Genomic DNA, 18,668 nt, shown 5'->3' on the forward strand with positions numbered 1-18,668 from the left:
CGCCGCGTGGCGAGCGGATCCGGAGCGGGCTTCGAGTCGATGCGGCACACCACGCACGTCGTCGACGAGGAGCACCACGAACAGTGAGTGGCAGACTGGACCCGCCCGACCGGCACCCCGGCCCCACGCGAGGCCGGGAAGCCGAACTCGCCGCCGCCGACGAGGCAATTGCGGCGGTGCGGCGCGGAGTCGGCGGGGCCCTCGTGGTCGAGGGTCCGCCGGGGATCGGGAAGAGCCGCCTGCTGGCCGAGATCCGGGTGCGGGCGCGGCGCGCCGGCGTCCGGACGGCGGCCGGCGCGGCGCTCGAGGGCCAGCAGGGTTACCCCTTCGCCGCCTTGCTTTCCGCGTTGGCCGAGGGCGACGTGCTCACGGGGGCGCCTCTCGACTCGCCGGAGCAGGTCCTGCGGGAAGCAGCGCGGGCGCTTGAAGCGACGGGCGAGCCCCTGGCGATCCTCATCGACGACCTCCACCACGCCCACCGCGAAACGCTGGCCGGGCTCCGGCGGCTGGTCCCGGGCCCGGCCGTCCTCTGGGTCTTCGCCGTCACTCCGGGCGGTGCGGCGCCGCTCGTCGCGGAGACGGTGGCGTGGCTGGAGACGGCCGGCGCTCGTCGCCTGTGCCTCGAGGTGCTGGACGAACCGGCGGCGGCCGACGTGCTCGCCGACATCGCCGGCGTCCGGCCCGCGCCCGACCTGCTGGAGCTGGGGACCGAGGCCGGCGGCAACCCCGCGCTGCTGGCCGCGCTCGGCCTCGGTGTGCGGGAAGAAGGCCGGCCGGCGACAGCCGAAGGCGGCGTCACCCCGGCCGAGAACCGGCTGCCCGCACGGGTCACCCAGCTCGTCGAGCGGCGTGTGAAGCGGCTTTCGCCGGCCACCCAGCGCATGATCCGGGTCGCCGCGGTCCTGCCGCGGCACTTCACGGTCGCCCACTGGGCCGCGACGCTCGGGCAGCGTTCGTCGGAGCTCATCGAGGGCGTCGCCGAGGCCTTCGAGGCCGACCTGTTCGTCGAGCACGGAGACCACCTGCGGTTTCGCCACGCTCTCGTCCGCCGGGCGCTCGTGGACGCGACCCCGCGTTCGCTGCGCCGCGCGTTGCAGCGCGAGGTCACCGGGGTGCTGCTCGAAGCCGGCGCGGCGCCGACCGAGATCGCGCTGCAGCTGGCCGGCAGCGCCGAAGTGGGCGATCGCGAGGCCGTCGCGCTGGTCCGCCAGGCCGTCGAAGCCATCGCGGTGTCCGACACCCGGAGCGCGGCCGAGCTGAGCGTACGTGCCCTGCGCCTGCTGCCCGATCACGACCCGATGCGGTGGGCGCTCGTCACCGACGCCGTGCGCCTGTTGTACCGGGCGGGCCGCGAGGTGGAGGCCCGCAACGTCGGCCTCGACGCGCTCAAGGGAGCGCTGCCCCCGGCGCAGGAGGCGGAGGTGCGGCTGCGCGTCACGAGCATGCCCACCCGTCCGACCGGCGACCGGCTGCGCCAGAACCTCCTCGCGCTCGAATTGCCGAGTCTGCCGGCCGTACTGCGGGCGCGGCACCAGGCGTGGCTCGCTTACAACCTCGTGTCGAGCGGCCGGCCCGCCGAAGCGGAGAAGAGCGCCGCCGGCGTGGACCTGTGCGACGACCTGCAGGCCCGCGTCGTCACCGAACTCGCCCTCACCGCGGTCGACACGGCGCACGGCCGGATCACCGCCGCGCTCAAGCGGGTCGAGGCGGCGGCCGATCAGGTGCGGGGCGCGCCGTACGAGGACTGGCAGGAGATGGTCCCGTTCCACCACGCCGACGTGCTCGCCACGGCCGGCCGGGTCGCCGACGCGCGCGGCGTCCTCAGGACGGCGGTGAACCGCGGGCGGCAGGTGTCCGCCGACGTGTTCGTCGGCGCCTGGCAACAGTTCAGTGGACTGCTCTCGCTGACCGCCGGGCGGCTGTGCGAGGTCCGCGAGGAGTTCGCCGCCATCGCCGGCGAGCGCGAAGGCGAGGTCATCGGCGATTTCGACGACATCGTCCGGTTCTCGGTGTGGACCGCGCTCTACGCCCACCAAGGCGACACCGAGTTCGCGCGGCGCGTGGTCGGCGCGGCCCGGCGCCTGTCGGGCGGCGTGAGCCCGAACGTCCGGCGCCTCGCGCGGCGGGTGCTCGCCGAACGCGAACTGCGCCGCGGCGATCCCACGCGGGCGCTGCGGTTCTTCGGCGACGACCCGCTGCCGCCCACGCCTCCGTTGCTGCCCCACGAGTTCGGTTACCACGTCGCGGTCGTGCGCACGGCGCTCGCTGCGGGCGACCTCGCGGCGGCCGAACGCGCGGCGGAGGCGACGACCGTGCCGTACCGGGAGAATCCGGGCATCCGGGTGTACGAGGGGGTCGCGGCGCATGTGGCGGGGTTGCTCGCGGGCGACCCGCAGGTGCTGGCGGACGCCGCGCGGCTGCTGGGGGACACCGAGCGGCCGCTGCTGTTCGCCGCGGCGGCCGAGGACACGGGCCGCGTTCTCGGCGAACTGGACGAACGCGCCGCCATCGGTCACCTCAGCACCGCGTTCGACACCTATCTCGAACTCGACGCCGTCGCCGACGCGCGCCGCGTGGGCCGAGCCCTCGGCGAGAAGGGCGCGGCCCGGCGCGTGATCACCCGGGACCGGCCTGAGTCGGGGTGGGCGAGCCTGACGAGCTCGGAGCTCAAGGTCGTCCGACTGATCGCCGAGGGCGCGACCAACCGCGAAGCCGCGGCGAGCCTCGTCCTCTCCCCGCACACGGTGAATTCCCACCTGCGCAACGCGTTCGCGAAGCTGGGGATCAACTCCCGCCGCGACCTGGCGAAAATCGTCCACGAGGCCGATACCTGACGTGGTGCGCGAACGACGTCGTGCACACCGCACGAGGACGCTCGCGGATGGCACGTCCGTGCGATGGACCGCGGCCGCTCCCGCGATGACGATGACTGCGGCTCCGCCACCAGCGGAGCCGGTCTCCATCCGTCGTTTCAAGAGGAGTTTTCCGTGGACCTCGAGGTACCCGAGGCCGGCCCGGCCCAGGACACGCCCACGCGGCCTCGCGGCCCCGCCACCGAACCTGTCATCCTGACGGTCAACGGCCGCGACTACGCCCTCGAGCTCGAACCCCGCGTCAGCCTGCTCGACGCGCTGCGCGAACACCTGTGGCTCACGGGTTCCAAGAAGGGGTGCGACCAGGGCACCTGTGGTGCGTGCACCGTCTGGGTCGACGGTCGCCGCGTGCTGGGCTGCCTGACGCTGGCCGTCGCGTGCGAAGGCCGCGAGATCTCGACGATCGAGGGCATCGCGCGCGAGGGCGAGCTGCACCCGATGCAGCAGGCGTTCATCGACCGCGACGCGTTCCAGTGCGGCTATTGCACGGCCGGGCAGATCATGTCGGCGATCAAGCTCCTCGAAGAGGGCAACGCCGAGGACGACGAGTCCATCTCGGAGTACATGAGCGGCAACATCTGCCGCTGCGCCGCATACCCGAACATCCGCGCGGCCATCCGCGACGTTCGCGACCAGCAGCGGGAGGGCTGACGTGCGTCCCCTGTCCTACACTCGCGCCTTCGACGTGCGCAGCGCCGTGGAAATCGTCGCCGCCCACGAGAACAGCGCGTTCCTCGCCGGCGGCACCACGCAGGTCGACCTGGTCCGCCTCGGCGTGCACGGGCCGGATCTGCTCGTGGACATCAACGCGCTTCCGCTGGCGGACATCGAGGAGCAGCCCGGCGGTGGTCTGCGGCTCGGTGCGCTCGCGCGGATGACCGACGTCGCCCGGCATCCGCTGGTGGCGGAGCGCTACGTCGCGACGTCGCAGGCGCTGCTGCTCGGCGCGTCCGAACAGCTGCGCAACATGGCGTCGATGGGCGGGAACCTGTGCCAGCGCACGCGCTGCACGTACTTCCGCGACAACCTCTCGCCCTGCAACAAGCGCGAGCCGGGCTCCGGTTGTTCCGCCCTCGAAGGGCTGCACCGCGGCCACGCGATCCTCGGCACGAGTGAGCACTGCATCGCGACGCACCCGTCCGACGTGGCGGTGTCGCTGGTCGCGTTCGACGCCGTGGTCCACACCACCGGCCCGGACGGTTCCCGCGCGATCCCGATCGACGAGTTCTACCTCGAGCCCGGGGACCAGCCGCACGTCGAGCACCCGCTCGCGCACGGTGAACTGATCGAGGCGATCGACCTGCCGGCCCTGCCGATCGCGCGCAACTCGGTGTACCTCAAGTTCCGTGACCGCGAGTCGTATGAGTTCGCGCTCGTGTCGGTCGCCGCCGCGATCGAGGTCGACGGTGGGCTCGTGCGCGACGTGCGCCTCGCCCTGGGCGGCGTGGCCACCCGGCCGTGGCGCGCCCGCCGGGCCGAGCAGCTGCTGATCGGTGGCCCCGCGACACGCGAGAAGTTCGTCGAAGCCGCCACCGCGGAGCTCGCCGGCGCCGACGTCCGCCGCGACAACGCGTTCAAGGCCGAGCTCGCCAAGCGGGCCATCGTCCGCGGTCTCACCACCCTGATCCCGGGAGAAGCACGATGACCTCAGCGATCGGCAAGCCGGTGTCCCGGGTGGACGGACCGGCGAAGGTGACGGGCGCGGCGCGCTACACCGCGGAGATCGTGGTGCCAGACCTGGCGTACGCGGTGCTCGTCGGCGCGACGGTGCCGAGCGGCCGCGTCGTGGGCTTCGAACCACTCGGCCCCACCGACGGGCTGCTGGCCGTGCTGACCCACGAGAACCTGGGCAAGATCGTCGGCCGGCCGCAGCTGCTGCCGTCGCTCGTCGGCGGCCCCGCGCCGGGCGCGAGCTTCTTCCCGATGCAGGACGACCAGGTGCACTACTTCGGGCAGCCGGTGGCCCTCGTCGTCGCTGACAGCCACGAACGCGCCCAGCACGCCGCCGCGAGCCTGCGGGTCCGCTACGAGCGCACGGCCTCGACGACGACGATCGACGAAGGCCGCGACCAGGCGTTCGAGGCCGAGCGGCTCTTCGGCGGCCTGATGCCGGGCCGCACCGAGCGCGGTGACGTCGACGCGGCGCTGGCCGACGCCGAGGTCCGGCTCGACCTGCAGTTCCGGTTCGCGGCCAATCACCACAACGCCCTCGAGCCCACGGCGGCGACCGCCGTGTGGGACGGCGACCAGGTGACCATCTACGACTCCACGCAAGGGATCCGGGCGAGCCAGCTCACCGTCTCGCACCTGCTGGGCCTGCCGCTGGCGAACGTCCGGGTGATCGCGAACTTCGTGGGCGGCGGCTTCGGGGCGAAGGCCATGATCTGGCCGCACGTCACGCTGTCTGCCATGGCCGCGCGCCACGTCGGCCGCCCGGTGAAGCTCGTGCTCACCCGGCCGCAGACCTACACGTCCAACGGCCACCGCGAAGAACAGGAGCAGACGGTGTCGCTCGGCGCGACCCGCGACGGCCGGCTCACCGCGCTCGACCACCGCAAGCTCTCGATCACCTCGCCGTTCGACGAGTGGGCCGAGCCGGCGACGGGCGTGTCGTCCCAGCTGTACAAGTGTCCCAACTTCCGCGGCGTGCACCGGATGATCCGCGGCAACACGCTCACGCCCACCTTCATGCGCGGGCCGGGGGAGTCCACGGCCTCGTTCGCGCTGGAGACAGCGATGGACGAGCTGGCCGTGGAGCTCGGCGTCGACCCCGTGGAACTGCGGCTGCGCAACCACACCGACGTCGACGACCGCGGCAACCCCTGGTCGAGCGACGGGCTGCCCGAATGCTTGCGGCTCGGCGCGGAGAAGTTCGGCTGGGACGCGACGTCGCGGGTGCCGCGCAGCCGTCGTGACGGCAACTGGCTGATCGGCACCGGCATGGCGTCGGCCGCCTACCCCGTGCCGCTGTTCATGCCGACGCAGCGCGCCCGCGCCCGGCTCTATGCCGACGGCAGCGCCGTGGTCGAGGCCGGGACGCAGGAGTTCGGCACCGGCGTGCTCACGGCGATGACCCAGGTCGGTGCCGACGCGCTCGGGGTGCCACTCGCGGACACCCGGTTCCACGGCGGCTCGACGGATCTGCCCAACGTCAGCTCCGCGGTTGGGTCCGCAGGGGCCGGCATGATCAGCGCCGCGGTGCACGACGCGGCGACGAACCTGCGCCGCCAGCTCATCGAACTCGCCGTGGCCGACGAGGCATCGCCGCTGCATGGGGCGGACCCGGCGGACGTCGAGGCGGTTGCCGGGCGCATGCAGCTGCGCGGCGACACCGCGAAGGGCGAGCACTACGGCGACCTGATGCAGCGGCACCGGCTGTCCGAAGTGGAGGCTCTGGGCAGCTGGACCCCGCCGCCGCTGGACACGCCGCACGGCCTGCTCACGTTCGGCGCCCAGTTCGCCGAGGTGGCTGTGGATCCCGACCTCGGGCTCGTGCGCGTGCGGCGGCTGCTCGGCGCGTTTGCCCCCGGCCGGGTGCTCAACCCGAAGCTGGCCCGCAGCCAGCTCATGGGCGGCATCCTGTGGGGCTTGGGCCAGGCCCTGCTGGAGGGCAACCGCATGGACCCGCGCTACGGCCGCTGGGGTGCTGGGAACCTGGGCGAGTACCTCGTGCCGGTCAACGCCGATGCGCCCGACGTGCAGGTCGAGTTCGTGTCCGTCGCCGACGACGTGGCCAACACCCTCGGCGTGAAGGGCGTCGGCGAGGTCGGCCAGGTCGGTGTCGCCGCGGCGATCGGCAACGCCGTGTTCAACGCGACCGGGCGCCGCGTCCGCGAGCTCCCGATTTCGGCCGAGCTGGTGATGGACCCGGTGGACAGCTGGGCGTGACGACGAACACGAACGCCCGAAGACCGGCGATCAGCCGGCGGGACCGGCACCGCCGGGCCGAGCCGGCGGGATCGGAGGTTTCGCGCTGGGCGCGGCAACCGTGGCTCGGAGTGGCGGGGCTGTCGCTGGTGATCCCGGTGGCGGTCCTGCTCGCCGTCGCGGCCGGTGGCGCGGAGGGGTCGCTGCTGGTGTTCGCGCCGCTGGTCACGTTCTCCCTGCCGGTGGTCGCGATGATCGCGTTCTGGTGGGAGGACTGGCCCGGCACCAGGCTCGGTCCGGACTGGGCCGGGTGGGCGGACACCGTGCTGATCGCGGTCGGGGCGGTGGTGTTCACGGCGCTGGGTTCGGCCCTGGTGGGGCACTTCTCGCTCGCCGCGGTGTTCGACCCCTTCCCACGCGACGCGGAGCTCGGCACGTTCCCGGCGACGATGCCGCTGGCCGGTGCCGCGTTCGTGGCGATGCTGCAGCTGACGCTGGTGAGTGAGCACTGGCCGGTGCGCCGGTTCCTCGGACCCATCGCCGGCGGCGTGGCTTCCGTGGTGCTGGCGTGGGTGGTCGCGCTCGTGCTGTGGATGGCGCTGCTGGGTGGGAAACCGTTCCACGGCGAGGGACACGGTGTGCTCACCGGCGGCCAGTTCGGCGCGGTGCTCACGTGCGTCGGGGCCTGGCAGGTGTGGTTGTTCGTGCTGTGGCGCGGGTGGCCGTTCCGGCTGGTGCCGCGCCAGGGGGTGCGGTTCGCGTGCGCCAACGTCGTCAGCCTCGGTGGCGGGATCCTGACCTACATCGTGCTTGCGGTCGTGCTCGGCGTCGCCCCGGCCGGCGTGACCACGATGGCCGGGGACTTCGTGGCCGGGGGTCTGCTCGTCGGCATGCTCTTCGAGGACGCGTTCCCGGCGCGGTGGCCGGCGGGACTCGAACGCGCGGTATCCCTGGCGCTCACGCTGGTGGTCGCCGCCGGGCTGCACTTCGCCCTGCTGACCGTGGCGAACTCGCTGGCGTGGAGCCGAAGTTCGGCGATCGACTGGGTCGGCCACGTCACGCTCAACGCCGTCGGTACTTCGGTGATCCTGCACGTCGCGATCGGCCGGCGGTGGCCGTTCGGCCGGAGATCCGTAGGTGGTCAAGAAACATGACTATCGTGATTGATGATCACCTCTTCCCTTGGTGCTGAAGGAATGTGAGCGGAGCGAGCTGTGCCCACGGACGTGCGGCTGTTCGTCGACGGCTACCACCGCTGCGGTGGGCCGGGCAGCTGGGGGTCACCAACCCGGGCACGGGCCCGCGGCTCGGGGTCGTCGAGCTGGCGAGCGAGGCGGACGTGCGGTACGTGCTGAGCGTCGCGTACCGCGCGTTTCCCGATTGGAGCGCCCCCCGCCCGTCGAACGCGGCGCCGTGCTCAAGCAGGCGGTGGACGCCCTGCTCGCCCTCGCCGGGCGCGCCGACCCGGCGCTGGTGGCCGAACCGGGCCGGACCCGGGCCGAGGCCCGGCGCGAGCTCACCCGGGCGATCGACGTGCTCCGGCACACGAGGGAACAGGCGATGCAGCTGCCCGCCGGACGACGCGGTTCTCCGCTCCGCTCGGGGTCGTCGCGGCGTTCGCCCCGTGGCACTCCCCGATGGTGCCGGCTGCGCGACACCTCGAGGCGGCCGTGGCGGCCGGCTGCCCGGTGGTGCTGAAAGCCGCGGTGAACGCGTCGAGTGCCGCGGCCTTCCTCGTGCGGTTGCTGGCCGAAGCGGGTGCCCTACGGTGTGGTGAACCTCGTGTTCGGCGACGCTCCGGCGTGGCCGGATAGCTGCTGCGGTCGCCGGCCGTGCGCGCCGTCGCGTTCAGCGGTCCGGCATCGGCGGCCCGCTCCCTCGCGGAACTGGCCGCACCCGGGCCGATCCGCTGCGTGTTCGACCTCGACGGCCACACGCCGGTGCTCGTCGGCGAGGACGCCGATCCAGCCGCCATCGTGGCGATCACCGGCGTGGCCGCGTTCGCCTGCGCCGGGCAGTCGGGCGCGGCGCCGTCCCGCTACCTGGTGCCCCGCGACCTCCACGACGACTTCGCGGACACGGTGAGCACCTACGCGCGTTCGCTCGTCCTCGGCTCAGCTCGCCATCCGGCGACGACACACGGCCCGGTGGCCGGCCCTGCGCGCCTCGATGCCCTGGTGCGGTCGATCGGCGCTCTCGTGGCCCGCTGCGCCCGCCTCGTCACCGGCGGCGCGCGCAGACCGCAAGGGTCTCTTCTTGCAGCCGACCGTCCTCGCCGGCGTCGACCCGGCGGCGGAGGTGCCCCTCGGTCCGCTCGTCACCGTCACCCCCTACGACGACTTCGGCGACGCACTTTCACTCGTCGAGCGGGCTGTGGCGCGGCTGCCGGCCGGCGGCATCGGGATCAACCGGCTGCCCGCCGAGCCGCCGGACACTCCACCGGAGCGGATCGTGGAGTTCACGCGGCCACGCCGGGTCGTGATCAGGTGAAGTACAGCTTCGACGGTGCCGCACCCTGGTACACCCGTGGACTCCCGTCCTGCGTCGGGTCGGTGCCGAAGACCGCGCCCTGACCGGTGCGGATGCTGGAGAGGGTGAAGTAACCGCTGAAGCTGGAGTCGTCACCGACCGGGTCGATGTTGGTGACGCTGAATTCGTCGGCGTGGTCGGAGTTGCTGGCGGCGCACGTGTAGAGCAGCTGGTGGCCTTGCGGTGACGTCATGGCACTCGCGTGGAGGAAGCGGCCGGTCGCCTTGCTGGTGACCGACGTGCCGGCGCCGAGCGCACCGAAGGACCACAGGTCCGAGTCCTCGACGGCTCCCGGGCGGGGGCGGTGGACGACCTCGAAGTTCGGCGGGGTGCCGGGGACGGCGGGGATCGGTTCGGTGCTCGCGTGGAGACACTCGTTGGTCGCGTCCTCACGGACGTAGGCGCCGTCGGGACCCGGCAGGCCCGCGCAGAGGTAGCCGGCGGAGGTGGCCAGCCGCAGCTGCTTGCGGACGGTGATGAGCTGCGCCGGCACGTCGGGCACCCCGAGGCCGGTCAGCACGGCGCCCATCCGTTCGAACAGCGGCGTCAGCACCTCCTGCTGCGTCTTGCGGCCGAAGACGGTGTCGCGGTAGGTGCGGATCTGGTCCGACAGCTGCACGCCGCGGCTGCCGTCGTTGCGGACCAGCTTCGCCAGCAGGCCGCTGGTCCGGACCGCGAAGTGGCGCGCGGGCTGCAGGGTCTGGTCGACGCCCCACGGGATGAGCTTGAACTTGACGTCGCCCGCGCCGGGGGACGTGACGGCGTCGACGTCGTTGTAGGCGTAGGTGTTGTTCGTGTTGCCGGAGTAGCCGTCCCAGTGCTTGAGGAAGAACTCCATCGCGTAGAGCTTGATGAACTGGTCGAGGTCGAACACCTCGGCTGCCCCGGCCAGCCCGTAGGCGGCGATGTGGTCGATGGCGAACCGCAGGTCGGCTTTGTCGTCGAACTTCGACAGGTCTTCCACGCCGATGAAGTCGAACCGGCCGTCGACGAAGTCGTCATTGTGCTCCAGTTCGTACAGATTCCCCTTCACATTACCGAAATTGCGCTCGAGGTAACGCGGCATGACGGGTTCGGCGTTCACGAAGACGCCGGGGGCCGGCGCGGCGGTGCCCTGGCCGATCAGGATGCCGTTCACGCGGACACGGGCGAAATTGCACCGGGAATGCGGTAACCCGGCGAGTTCGAGTAACTTGTAGCCGAGCGGCTGCCGCACGAACGTGGAATCCTGCACGGAGTTGTCGAGCGTGAGGTACCGCGACCCGATGAGGTTCGCGATCAGCGGTTTGTTGGCGTCGCGGAACTTTCCGAAGTCGAGGTGCAGGCACGGTTTGTCGTTGCTGAAGGAACCGCAGAACGACTTCTTCTTGATCCCGACTTCGGCGAACGAAGTCCGCGCGGGAAACTTCGTGCCGGAGATCTCGACCGACGTCGCCTTCCGCCAGGTGAAGCGGCTGCGGCCGGTCCAGTCGAAGTTGCACCGCCCGCCGGCCGGCTCCTCGGTCCGCACCGCGTCCCAGTCGGCCCGTGGCATCACGATGTCGACAGTGAGCACATTGTCGATCTCGTACAGGGAATCGAGTGCGTGCTGCTCCTGAGCGCTCATGGCCCCACCTCCGCAACCGCTCCAGTGTACGGCCGCAACGGCGCGTCACGGCGCCGGAAAGTCCAACAGCACCAACGATCTTCGTGGCCGTGTTACAGGTTTTCGAGGCGAACCGCGAGGCGGTGCCGTCAGGCTGGGCGGGTCGCGTCCAGGCCCGCGAGCACGATGCCGAGCGCGCAGCGGAAGTCGTCGGTCACCGTGGCGCCCGCGGCCTGGCGTTCTTCGAGACCGCGAGCCGGCAACGGAAACGGGAGCGCCGAGTCCGCTGCCGGGGACCCGGACCAGCCGGCCACACCTGGTCTTCGACCGCCGGCCGAGGACGAAGTGGACGAAGACCCCGGCCGCCCTGCTGGCATCGGCGAGCGAGGACCCGCCGTGGTGCAGAACACCGGCGGTTCGCTTGGCGAACTCGCCGAGTGCGCGCCACCCGCAGGTCCGCACCAAGGGCGACCCGCGGCCCGTCGCGGTGGCCGAGCAGTGCCGCGCGCAAGGCGAAACCAGCGGTCTCGAGCCACTTCAGCCACGGGGTGTCCCCGCGCGGGAGGGCGGTGAGGACGGGCACGACCACGGCGTCGGCCAGGTAGAAACTCGCCGCCGTCGCTCGGGGTGACGCGGCCGAGGTGCTGCTCGACACGTTCACCCGCGAACGCCACCCAGCCGGCGAAGCGGTGCTGCGCAACACCCGTGCCCAGGCCGCGCTGCCGGCGCCGGGGCCACACGTCGAGGCGTCGCGCGAGATCGTCGGTGAGCTGATAGTTCTGCCGGAGGTGAACGACTACGTCACGACCTTGCTGTCCGGTGTGGACCTGCGGTACGAGTTTCCTTACCCCGCAGTGGGGCCGGTGGGGGCACTGCCCCGACCTGGAACTCGCCGGCGACGACGGCACGCGGTCGCGGCTGCACGGACACCTCCGTTCGGAGCGTGAGTCCCTCGAGATCGCGTGGCGACGCGGTTCTTCGAGCCCAGCCGGGTGCGTGAGCCGGTGCCGGTAGCCGGCTCCCTGGTGGTGATTCACGGTATTCCCGTTGCAGGGAAACAACTCTGTACCACCGGGGTCGCCGCTCCTAGGATGGATGCCGGGTCCTGGTAGTCGAGGAGGAGCCCATGGCAGCGGTCGACGATCTCGTGGAGCTGGTCCAGCGCGCGGCGGCGGCCGAGAAGAACGCGATGGCGGCGAAGTGGAAGGACGAGGACGACGTGCGGCGCCTGATCGGCAAGGCGCACGCGGCCGCCGAGGAGCAGCGGCGGGAGCTGAGCCGGCACCTCGATCCGGCGCGGTTATCGCCGGAATGGGCGCGGTTGCGGCAGAACCACCTCGCCGCCGAATCCGGCGACGCCGGCGCCGAGACCGTGACGCACCAGGACGCGGCGCAGGCGGAGCGCGACGCGGTGGCGGCCGTCGCGATCGCGAGGCTGGCGCTGACCGACGCGGCGCAGGCCGTGCTGCAGGGGCGGCTGGCCCGCATCCGGGCGGGGGAGGACGAGCCGGGCGCGGCGGCCGCCGACGGGCACGTGCCGCTGCACGGCAGCAACGCCGTCAGCCGGCACGGGCCGGCGCTGGCGCACGGGCTGGCCGGTGAGATCCGGTACGTGCTGACCCGCAAGCCGCGCAAATCGGTCAAGGCGCTGGGGATCGCGTTCGGCCTGGGCCTGCTGTACCTCGGGTACCTGCGGCTGTTCCGGTGGGACCAGGACCAGAAGTGGCTGCCGTACCTGGGGTTGTGGACGATCTCGTACGTGATGGGCGGCGCGGTCTGCGTCAACGCGATGAGTTTCGACGCCATGCGGGTGCGGGCAGCGTTGGACACCGGGTCGCGCTTGTGGCACGTGCTGGTGATCAAGAATCTCGCGCTGGTGTGCATCGTCGCGCCGATCGGGTTCGCGCTTTCCGCCCTGCTGGCCTGGCGCGCCGGGGAGTTCGGCGCGTTCGTACGGGCGTGCGCGCTGGTGGTGTGCTTCATCCTGTTGTGGCTCGGCGTCGGCAACGTCCTGTCGATCGCGCTGCCGAACCGCGACGAACCCTTGTTGAAACGGCGGAAGTCGGGCACGCTCAAGCAGTTCCTGATCGCGTTGGCCGTGGCGACGGTGGTCGGGTACCTCGTCAACTTCATGCTGGTCTGGCGGGCGCTCGCCGCGCGCACGCTGACGGAGCGCCTGGGCGAAGTCTGGTTGCCGGGGATCGCGATCGTGCTGAGCTGCGTGGCGATGTGGGTGCTGCTGACGGTGTTCGCGATCGCGCTCGCGCAGCAGCCGGCGGTGCGGCGGCGGTTGCAGCGGGAGACCGCCGACTACACCGCGAACGCGGAAGCTCAGGCGTACGCCGCCGAAGGCCGCCCGGCGAAACCGGTTGCGCCGTCTCCTTCGTGACTCCACCCGACGCGGGTGAGGCGCCGGGCCACCGGGCCACCGCATGCTCGCGGCCGAGACCCGCGGGAGGAGAACGGCCATGGCATCGCACAAGGACGCACCCGTCGACCTGTACATCGCCGCCTACTCGGACCCCGATGCGGCCCGTGGCGACTGGGCCGCCCTGAAACAGCTCGCCCACGAAGACGTGATCAAGGTCGACGGCCTGATCCTCGTCAGCCGCCGCACCGACGGCAAGATCCACGTCGACGACGACTTCCACACCGCGCGCAAGGGCGCCACGTGGGGCGCTGTCGGCGGGGCGGTCGTCGGCCTGATCTTCCCGCCTTCGCTGCTGGCCGGCGCGCTGGTCGGGGCCGGCGTCGGCGGCGGGGTCGGCGGGCTCAAGTCGCACTCGGAGAAGAAGGCGATCAAGGCCGAGGTCGAGGACACGCTGCCGCCGGACAGCTCGGGCATCGTCGCGATGTTCGAGGAGCGCTGGGCTACCGAGGTCGACAACGCTCTGCCCCGCGCCGAGAACGTCACCAAGGAGAAAGTCGACAGCGACAGCGCCGAGCAGGTCAAATCCGCGGCCACCCCACCCGCGCCGACGGACAAAGCGTAACGACCGTCCACAGGGGAGCCGCCCCTCCCGCGTCACCCCGGATGGGCGGTCCCCGCCGCCGCGGCGGCGCGCACCGTGGCGACACGCCCGCACGGCGCTGACCCGGCGAGGAGGCCCGACCCGATGACGGACCCCACGACGCCCGCGCCCGACGGCCCGACGCCCACCTTCCGCGACCCCGCCGAGCCCCCGCCGCCCGGCGACGCCACGGAGCGACGCGGCGCTTCGGCCGAGCCGGGTGCGGCCGCGCCGGCCCAGTCCGTTCCGAATTCGGAACGGACTGGGCCGGATTCTCCGGCGCCCCCGCCCACCGGCGGCGCTCCGGGCCACGGCGGCGAGCCGACGGGCTCGGAGTTCGCTGCCCCCACCGCCGGCGGCGCGGCCCCCGACCGCCCGCCGGACCCGCCTGCTCCGGTCGGCGGCAGGGCAGGCCGGGCCGACCTTGCCGGGCCGGCTGCCGGTGCGACCGCGAGCGCGAGCGGCACCCGGAACCGCCCGCACGGGCCGGCGGGCCAGGAGCCGGCGGCGTCCACCTCGGTTGGTGGCGCCGAACAGGGCTCGCTCGGTACGGAGCCCGCGGTTTCAGCATCGGCGGGTGGTGTCGCGCGTGGTTCGGCCGGGGCCGATCCCACGGCGCCCGCGTCGGCTGGTGGTGGCGCACGGGGGTCGGCTGGCACTGATCCTGTCGCACCGGCCTCGGCTGGTGGTGCCGCTAAGGCCCCGGCTGGCACTGATTCTGCGGCACCGGCCTCGGCTGGTGGTGCAGCGAAGGCCCCGGCGGGCGCGGAGTCCGCGGATTCGGCATGGGCCGTTGGCGCTGCAGGGCGGTCAGCCGGTGCTGGTCCTGTGCCATCCGCGTTGGCTGGTGGTGCTGCGCGGACTTCGGCCGGCGCCGATTCCACGGCACCGGCGTCGGCCGGTGGTGGGGTGCAGGGCTCGCCCGGCACGGAGCCCGCGGTTTCAGCCTCGGCCGGTGGTGCTGCGCAGGCGTCGGCCGGGGCCGATCCTGCGGCCCCGGCGTCGGCTGGTGGTGCTGCGCAGGGGCCCGCCGGCGCCGATTCCACGGCGCCCGCGTCGGCTGGTGGTGGGGTGCAGGGCTCGCCCGGCACGGAGCCCGCGGTTTCAGCCTCGGCCGGTGGTGCTGCGCAGGCGTCGGCCGGGGCCGATCCTGCGGCCGCGGCGTCGGCTGGTGGTGCTGCGCAGGGGCCCGCCGGCGCCGATTCCACGGCGCCGATGTCGGCCGCCGGCACCGCAGGGGGGCCGACCGGCACTGGTCCTGCGGCACCGGCGTCGGCCGGCGCCAAGGAGGCTTCGGCCGACGCCGATTCCACGGCACCCGCGTCCGCTGGTGGTGCCGCGCGGGAATCGCCCGGCGCCGATTCCACGGCACGGGCGTCCGCTGGTGGTGCCGCGCAGGCCACGGCGGGCACGGAGCCCGCGCCACCGGCATCGGCCGGCGGTGCCGCGCAGGGGCCGGCCGGCGCCGATGCCACGGCGCGGCTGCGCTCGCCGGCCTACCTGCGGCTGCTGGTGCTCGCCGCGGTCATCGGGGTGCCGATTTCGGCGGCGGCGTACTTCTTCCTGCAACTGGTGGGCGAGGTGCAGCGGTGGCTGTACACCGATTTGCCGCACGCGCTGGGGTTCGCCGGGCCGCCGCTGTGGTGGCCGGTGCCGTTGCTGGTGATCTGCGGGGTGCTCGTCGGGGCGGCGGTGCGGTACCTGCCGGGCGGGGGCGGGCATTCGCCGACCCAGGGGTTCGCGGCGGCGCACCAGCCGACGCCCGCGGAGCTGCCCGGGGTGCTCTTGGCCGCGCTGGCGACGCTGGGCCTGGGCGCCGTCCTCGGGCCGGAGGCGCCGCTGATCGCGCTGGGGGCCGGGCTGGGGGTGTGCGCGGTTCGGCTCGCGCGGCCGCACGCGCCGCAGCAGGCGGCGGCCGTGGTGGCGGCGACGGGGAGTTTCGCGGCGATCAGCACGTTGCTCGGGTCGCCGATCCTCGGGGCGTTCCTGCTGATGGAGGCGTCCGGGCTGGCCGGCGCGGCGATGGGCCTGGTGCTGCTGCCGGGACTGCTGGCCGCGGGCATCGGGACGTTGCTGTTCATCGGCCTGGACTCGCTGACCGGGCTGGGGCCGGCGTCGCTCGCGTTGCCGGAGCTGCCGCCGTTCGCACACCCCGATGTGGCGCAGTTCGGGTGGGCGCTCGCCATCGGCGCGGGCGCGGCGCTGCTGGGCACGGGCGTGCGCCGGCTCGCGCTGCTGTTGAAGCCGCACGTCGACGGTCGCATCATGCTGCTGACGCCGGTGGCGGGCCTCGTCGTCGCCGGGCTCGCGATGGCGTACACGGCCACCGGCGGGAAGCTGTCGGACGTGCTGTTCTCCGGGGAGACCTCGCTGCCCACGCTCCTGGAGCACAGCGCGGAGTACACGGTGCCCGGGTTGCTGCTGCTGCTGGCGTGCAAGTCACTCGCGTACGGAGTGTCGCTGTCGGCGTTCCGCGGTGGCCCGGTCTTCCCGTCGATGTTCCTCGGCGCGGCCGGCGGCATCGCGCTGTCGCACCTGCCCGGCCTGCCGCTCGTCGCCGGAGTGGCGATGGGGATCGGCGCGATGTGCGTGGTGCTGCTGCGGCTGCCGCTGACGTCGGTCCTGCTCGCCACGCTCCTGCTCTCGTCCGACGGCCTCGCCGTGATGCCGCTGGTGATCGTCGCGGTCGTCGTGGCGCACGTGCTCGCGGCGGCCCTCGCCCCGCGTGAACCCGCGAAGCAGGCGGGGTGAGGACGTAGGTCCCTCCGCGCGGTGCCTTGTGACCGGCGCGCCCCCACCGCGGCTGACGGTTCCCTGAACGGGTTCGGTCCGAGCAGGCGGAGGGGAGAAACAGTGACGAGCGAGGCGGAAATCGGGCCCGGGGGCTGGACCGGCGCCGAAGCCGAGGTGCTGGGTCGCGCGGTACAGCGGGCGCCGTCGGTGCACAACACCCAGCCCTGGGTGGTGGAGCCGGTCGACGGCGCCGTGGTGCTCCGGGAGCGCCTGGACGTCGCGTTGCCGCACCACGATCCCCTCCGCCGTGATCTCGCGATGTCGTGCGGTGCGGCCCTGGCGAACCTCGAGCTGGCCGTGCGGATCCTCGGGCGCCGCGCGGACGTGACGATCCTGCCCGACGCCGACCGTCCCGACGTCGTCGCACGCATCGACGCGACAGTCCCAGCTTCCCCGTCGGAACAAGACCTCCGGCGGTTCGCCGCGATCACGGCCCGGCGCAGCGACCGGACGCGGTTCACCGGCCTCCCGGCGGGGCGGCAGCACGTCGCGCGGGTGGCGCGGGCCGCGGTGGCGACGGGCGCTGCGACTGTGCTGCTGCCCGACGCCGGCGAGCTCGCCCGGCTGTTCGACCACGCGGCGCGCGCGATCCGCGACGACGGCGCGTACCAGCGTGAGCTCGCCCTGTGGACGATTCGCGACGAAACGAGCCACCGGCACGGCGCCGGGCTCGGGCGCACCGTGGTGCCCGACGGCGAACTGCCGTGGGCCGGCCTGGTCCGGCGCGGCACGGCGGTGCCCGAGCCGCGGGTGCTGCGGTCCCGGCTCAAGCACGAGACATTCCTGCTGTTCCTCACCCCCGACGACGCCCGCGGTGACCACGTCCACGCGGGCCACGCACTGGAGCGGTGCTGGCTCGAAGCGGTTTCCCTGAAGCTGTCCGCCGCCGTGCTGACGCAGCCGCTGCACGTGCCGGAGGTGCGCTCGGCGCTGGTCGAGGATCGCGGCCTCGCCGGCTTCCCGCAGGCGCTGATGCGGCTGGGCCGCAGCTTGCGGATCGCACCGCCGAGCGTGCGCCGCGGGCTCGGCGAGGTGCTGGTCGGGCGGCGGGGGAGCCATACGTGAGCACCGCGCTCGATCCCGTTGTCGTCGGGGTCGACGGCAGCGAGCCGGCGGCGGTGGCCGCGCGCTGGGCCGCCCGCGAGGCGGCCCTGTGGGGCACTTCACTGACTGTCCTCACCGTGAGCGCGGTCGACGAGGGGCCGTCCGCCGGCGGCGGGACGGAGTGGCAGGCCGCCAAGGAAGCCCTCGCGCAGGACGTGGCGCGGACGACGCGCGACGAACTGACGGCGCTCGAACCCGGCGTGCCGATCACCACCGAGACGAGCCCGGCCGGCGTCGAAACCGCTCTGCGCCAGGCGTCGCGCCACGCGCTGCTGCTGGTGGTCGGGCCGCCGACCGGAACCCTGTCCGGGCTGCTGGCGGGCTCGCCCGACGCCGACCTCATCGCGCGCGCCGACTGCCCGGTCGTGATCGTGCGCGGCACTGGCGCGACGCGGACGGACGGCGCGGTGGTGGTCGGCGTGGACGGCAGCCCGATGAGCGACGCCGCGATCGCGTGGGCGTTCGAAGAGGCCTCCCGGCGGGAAGCGCGGCTGGTCGCGCTGCACGCGTGGCACGACAGCTACAGCGGCCGGCCGTTCGGGGAGAACCCCGCCACACCGCTGATCGACGTCGGTGAAGCGGAACAGCGCGTGCTGGCGCAGCGGCTGGCCGCGTGGCACGACCGTTTCCCGCACGTGGAAGCCGGCGTCGTCGTCGAGCGCGACCAGCCGCGCGACCGCCTGATCGACCGCAGTGCGGAAGCGGCCGTGGTCGTCCTGGGCAGCCGGGGACGCGGCGGGTTCACCGGCATGGTCCTCGGTTCGACGACGCACGCGCTGCTGCACCACGCCGACTGCCCCGTGCTGGTCGTCGGCAGCGCGCGGAGTCCACGGGGGATCCGCGCTTTCGTCCCACCGGGAAGGGACTTCGGCCCCTGACCGGACATGCGGACGATGGGTGACCGTG

At 73.1% G+C, this 18,668-nt stretch carries 13 protein-coding genes and 1 pseudogene; 13 read left to right on the forward strand and 1 reads right to left on the reverse strand.

Annotated features, from left to right (window positions below; all coding sequences use genetic code 11):
* The first annotated feature begins 83 nt into the window (after positions 1-83).
* From I6J71_RS17530 to I6J71_RS48325, 7 genes and pseudogenes are all read left to right on the forward strand, one after another.
* Positions 84-2,834 (forward strand): LuxR family transcriptional regulator, encoded by a 2,751-nt coding sequence (locus I6J71_RS17530; protein ID WP_204095678.1) that lies wholly within the window; start codon positions 84-86, stop codon positions 2,832-2,834.
* 153 nt (positions 2,835-2,987) lie between these two features.
* Complete coding sequence (locus I6J71_RS17535) at positions 2,988-3,524, forward strand: (2Fe-2S)-binding protein (RefSeq protein WP_370542159.1); 537 nt, start codon at positions 2,988-2,990, stop codon at positions 3,522-3,524.
* A 1-nt stretch (position 3,525) separates the two neighbouring features.
* Positions 3,526-4,518 carry a xanthine dehydrogenase family protein subunit M gene (locus I6J71_RS17540; protein WP_204095680.1) on the forward strand — a complete coding sequence of 331 codons (993 nt, stop codon included), beginning with the start codon at positions 3,526-3,528 and terminating at the stop codon, positions 4,516-4,518.
* Positions 4,515-6,761, forward strand: a complete 2,247-nt coding sequence (locus I6J71_RS17545) for a xanthine dehydrogenase family protein molybdopterin-binding subunit (RefSeq protein WP_204095681.1) — start codon at positions 4,515-4,517, stop codon at positions 6,759-6,761. Before I6J71_RS17540 ends, I6J71_RS17545 begins: the two co-directional genes overlap by 4 nt.
* Positions 6,758-7,894, forward strand: a complete 1,137-nt coding sequence (locus I6J71_RS17550) for a hypothetical protein (protein WP_204095682.1) — start codon at positions 6,758-6,760, stop codon at positions 7,892-7,894. The genes I6J71_RS17545 and I6J71_RS17550 overlap by 4 nt, the downstream gene beginning before the upstream one ends.
* A gap of 225 nt (positions 7,895-8,119) precedes the next feature.
* Positions 8,120-8,920: pseudogene (locus tag I6J71_RS50815) on the forward strand (aldehyde dehydrogenase family protein); the annotation flags it as partial.
* Positions 8,921-8,996: 76 nt separating this feature from the next.
* On the forward strand, positions 8,997-9,230 hold the full coding sequence (locus I6J71_RS48325; RefSeq protein WP_239154958.1) for an aldehyde dehydrogenase family protein: 234 nt from the start codon (positions 8,997-8,999) through the stop codon (positions 9,228-9,230).
* On the opposite strand, the gene I6J71_RS17565 is transcribed toward I6J71_RS48325, so the two are convergent.
* Positions 9,223-10,875, reverse strand: a complete 1,653-nt coding sequence (locus I6J71_RS17565; RefSeq protein WP_204095684.1) for a CotH kinase family protein — start codon at positions 10,873-10,875, stop codon at positions 9,223-9,225. The genes I6J71_RS48325 and I6J71_RS17565 overlap by 8 nt on opposite strands.
* Positions 10,876-11,495: 620 nt before the next feature.
* Between I6J71_RS17565 and I6J71_RS17570 the strand changes: the two genes are divergently transcribed.
* The 6 genes from I6J71_RS17570 to I6J71_RS17595 all read left to right on the forward strand — a co-directional run bounded on the left by I6J71_RS17570 (position 11,496) and on the right by I6J71_RS17595 (position 18,640).
* A complete protein-coding gene (locus I6J71_RS17570; RefSeq protein ID WP_204095685.1) occupies positions 11,496-11,801 on the forward strand; it encodes a hypothetical protein in 306 nt (101 codons plus the stop codon).
* Positions 11,802-11,980: 179 nt separating this feature from the next.
* On the forward strand, positions 11,981-13,243 hold the full coding sequence (locus I6J71_RS17575; protein ID WP_204095686.1) for a hypothetical protein: 1,263 nt from the start codon (positions 11,981-11,983) through the stop codon (positions 13,241-13,243).
* A gap of 79 nt (positions 13,244-13,322) precedes the next feature.
* Positions 13,323-13,847: a DUF1269 domain-containing protein gene (locus tag I6J71_RS17580; protein WP_204095687.1), complete on the forward strand. Its 525-nt coding sequence runs from the start codon at positions 13,323-13,325 to the stop codon at positions 13,845-13,847.
* Positions 13,848-15,080: 1,233 nt separating this feature from the next.
* Positions 15,081-16,616 carry a chloride channel protein gene (locus tag I6J71_RS17585; protein WP_204095688.1) on the forward strand — a complete coding sequence of 512 codons (1,536 nt, stop codon included), beginning with the start codon at positions 15,081-15,083 and terminating at the stop codon, positions 16,614-16,616.
* Positions 16,617-16,718: 102 nt separating this feature from the next.
* Entirely contained in the window at positions 16,719-17,723 is a 1,005-nt protein-coding gene (locus I6J71_RS17590; RefSeq protein ID WP_204095689.1) for a nitroreductase, read from the forward strand.
* Positions 17,720-18,640, forward strand: a complete 921-nt coding sequence (locus I6J71_RS17595; protein ID WP_204095690.1) for a universal stress protein — start codon at positions 17,720-17,722, stop codon at positions 18,638-18,640. Before I6J71_RS17590 ends, I6J71_RS17595 begins: the two co-directional genes overlap by 4 nt.
* Positions 18,641-18,668: the final 28 nt, after the last annotated feature.

This window comes from Amycolatopsis sp. FDAARGOS 1241, from assembly GCF_016889705.1.
Classification (GTDB): domain Bacteria; phylum Actinomycetota; class Actinomycetes; order Mycobacteriales; family Pseudonocardiaceae; genus Amycolatopsis.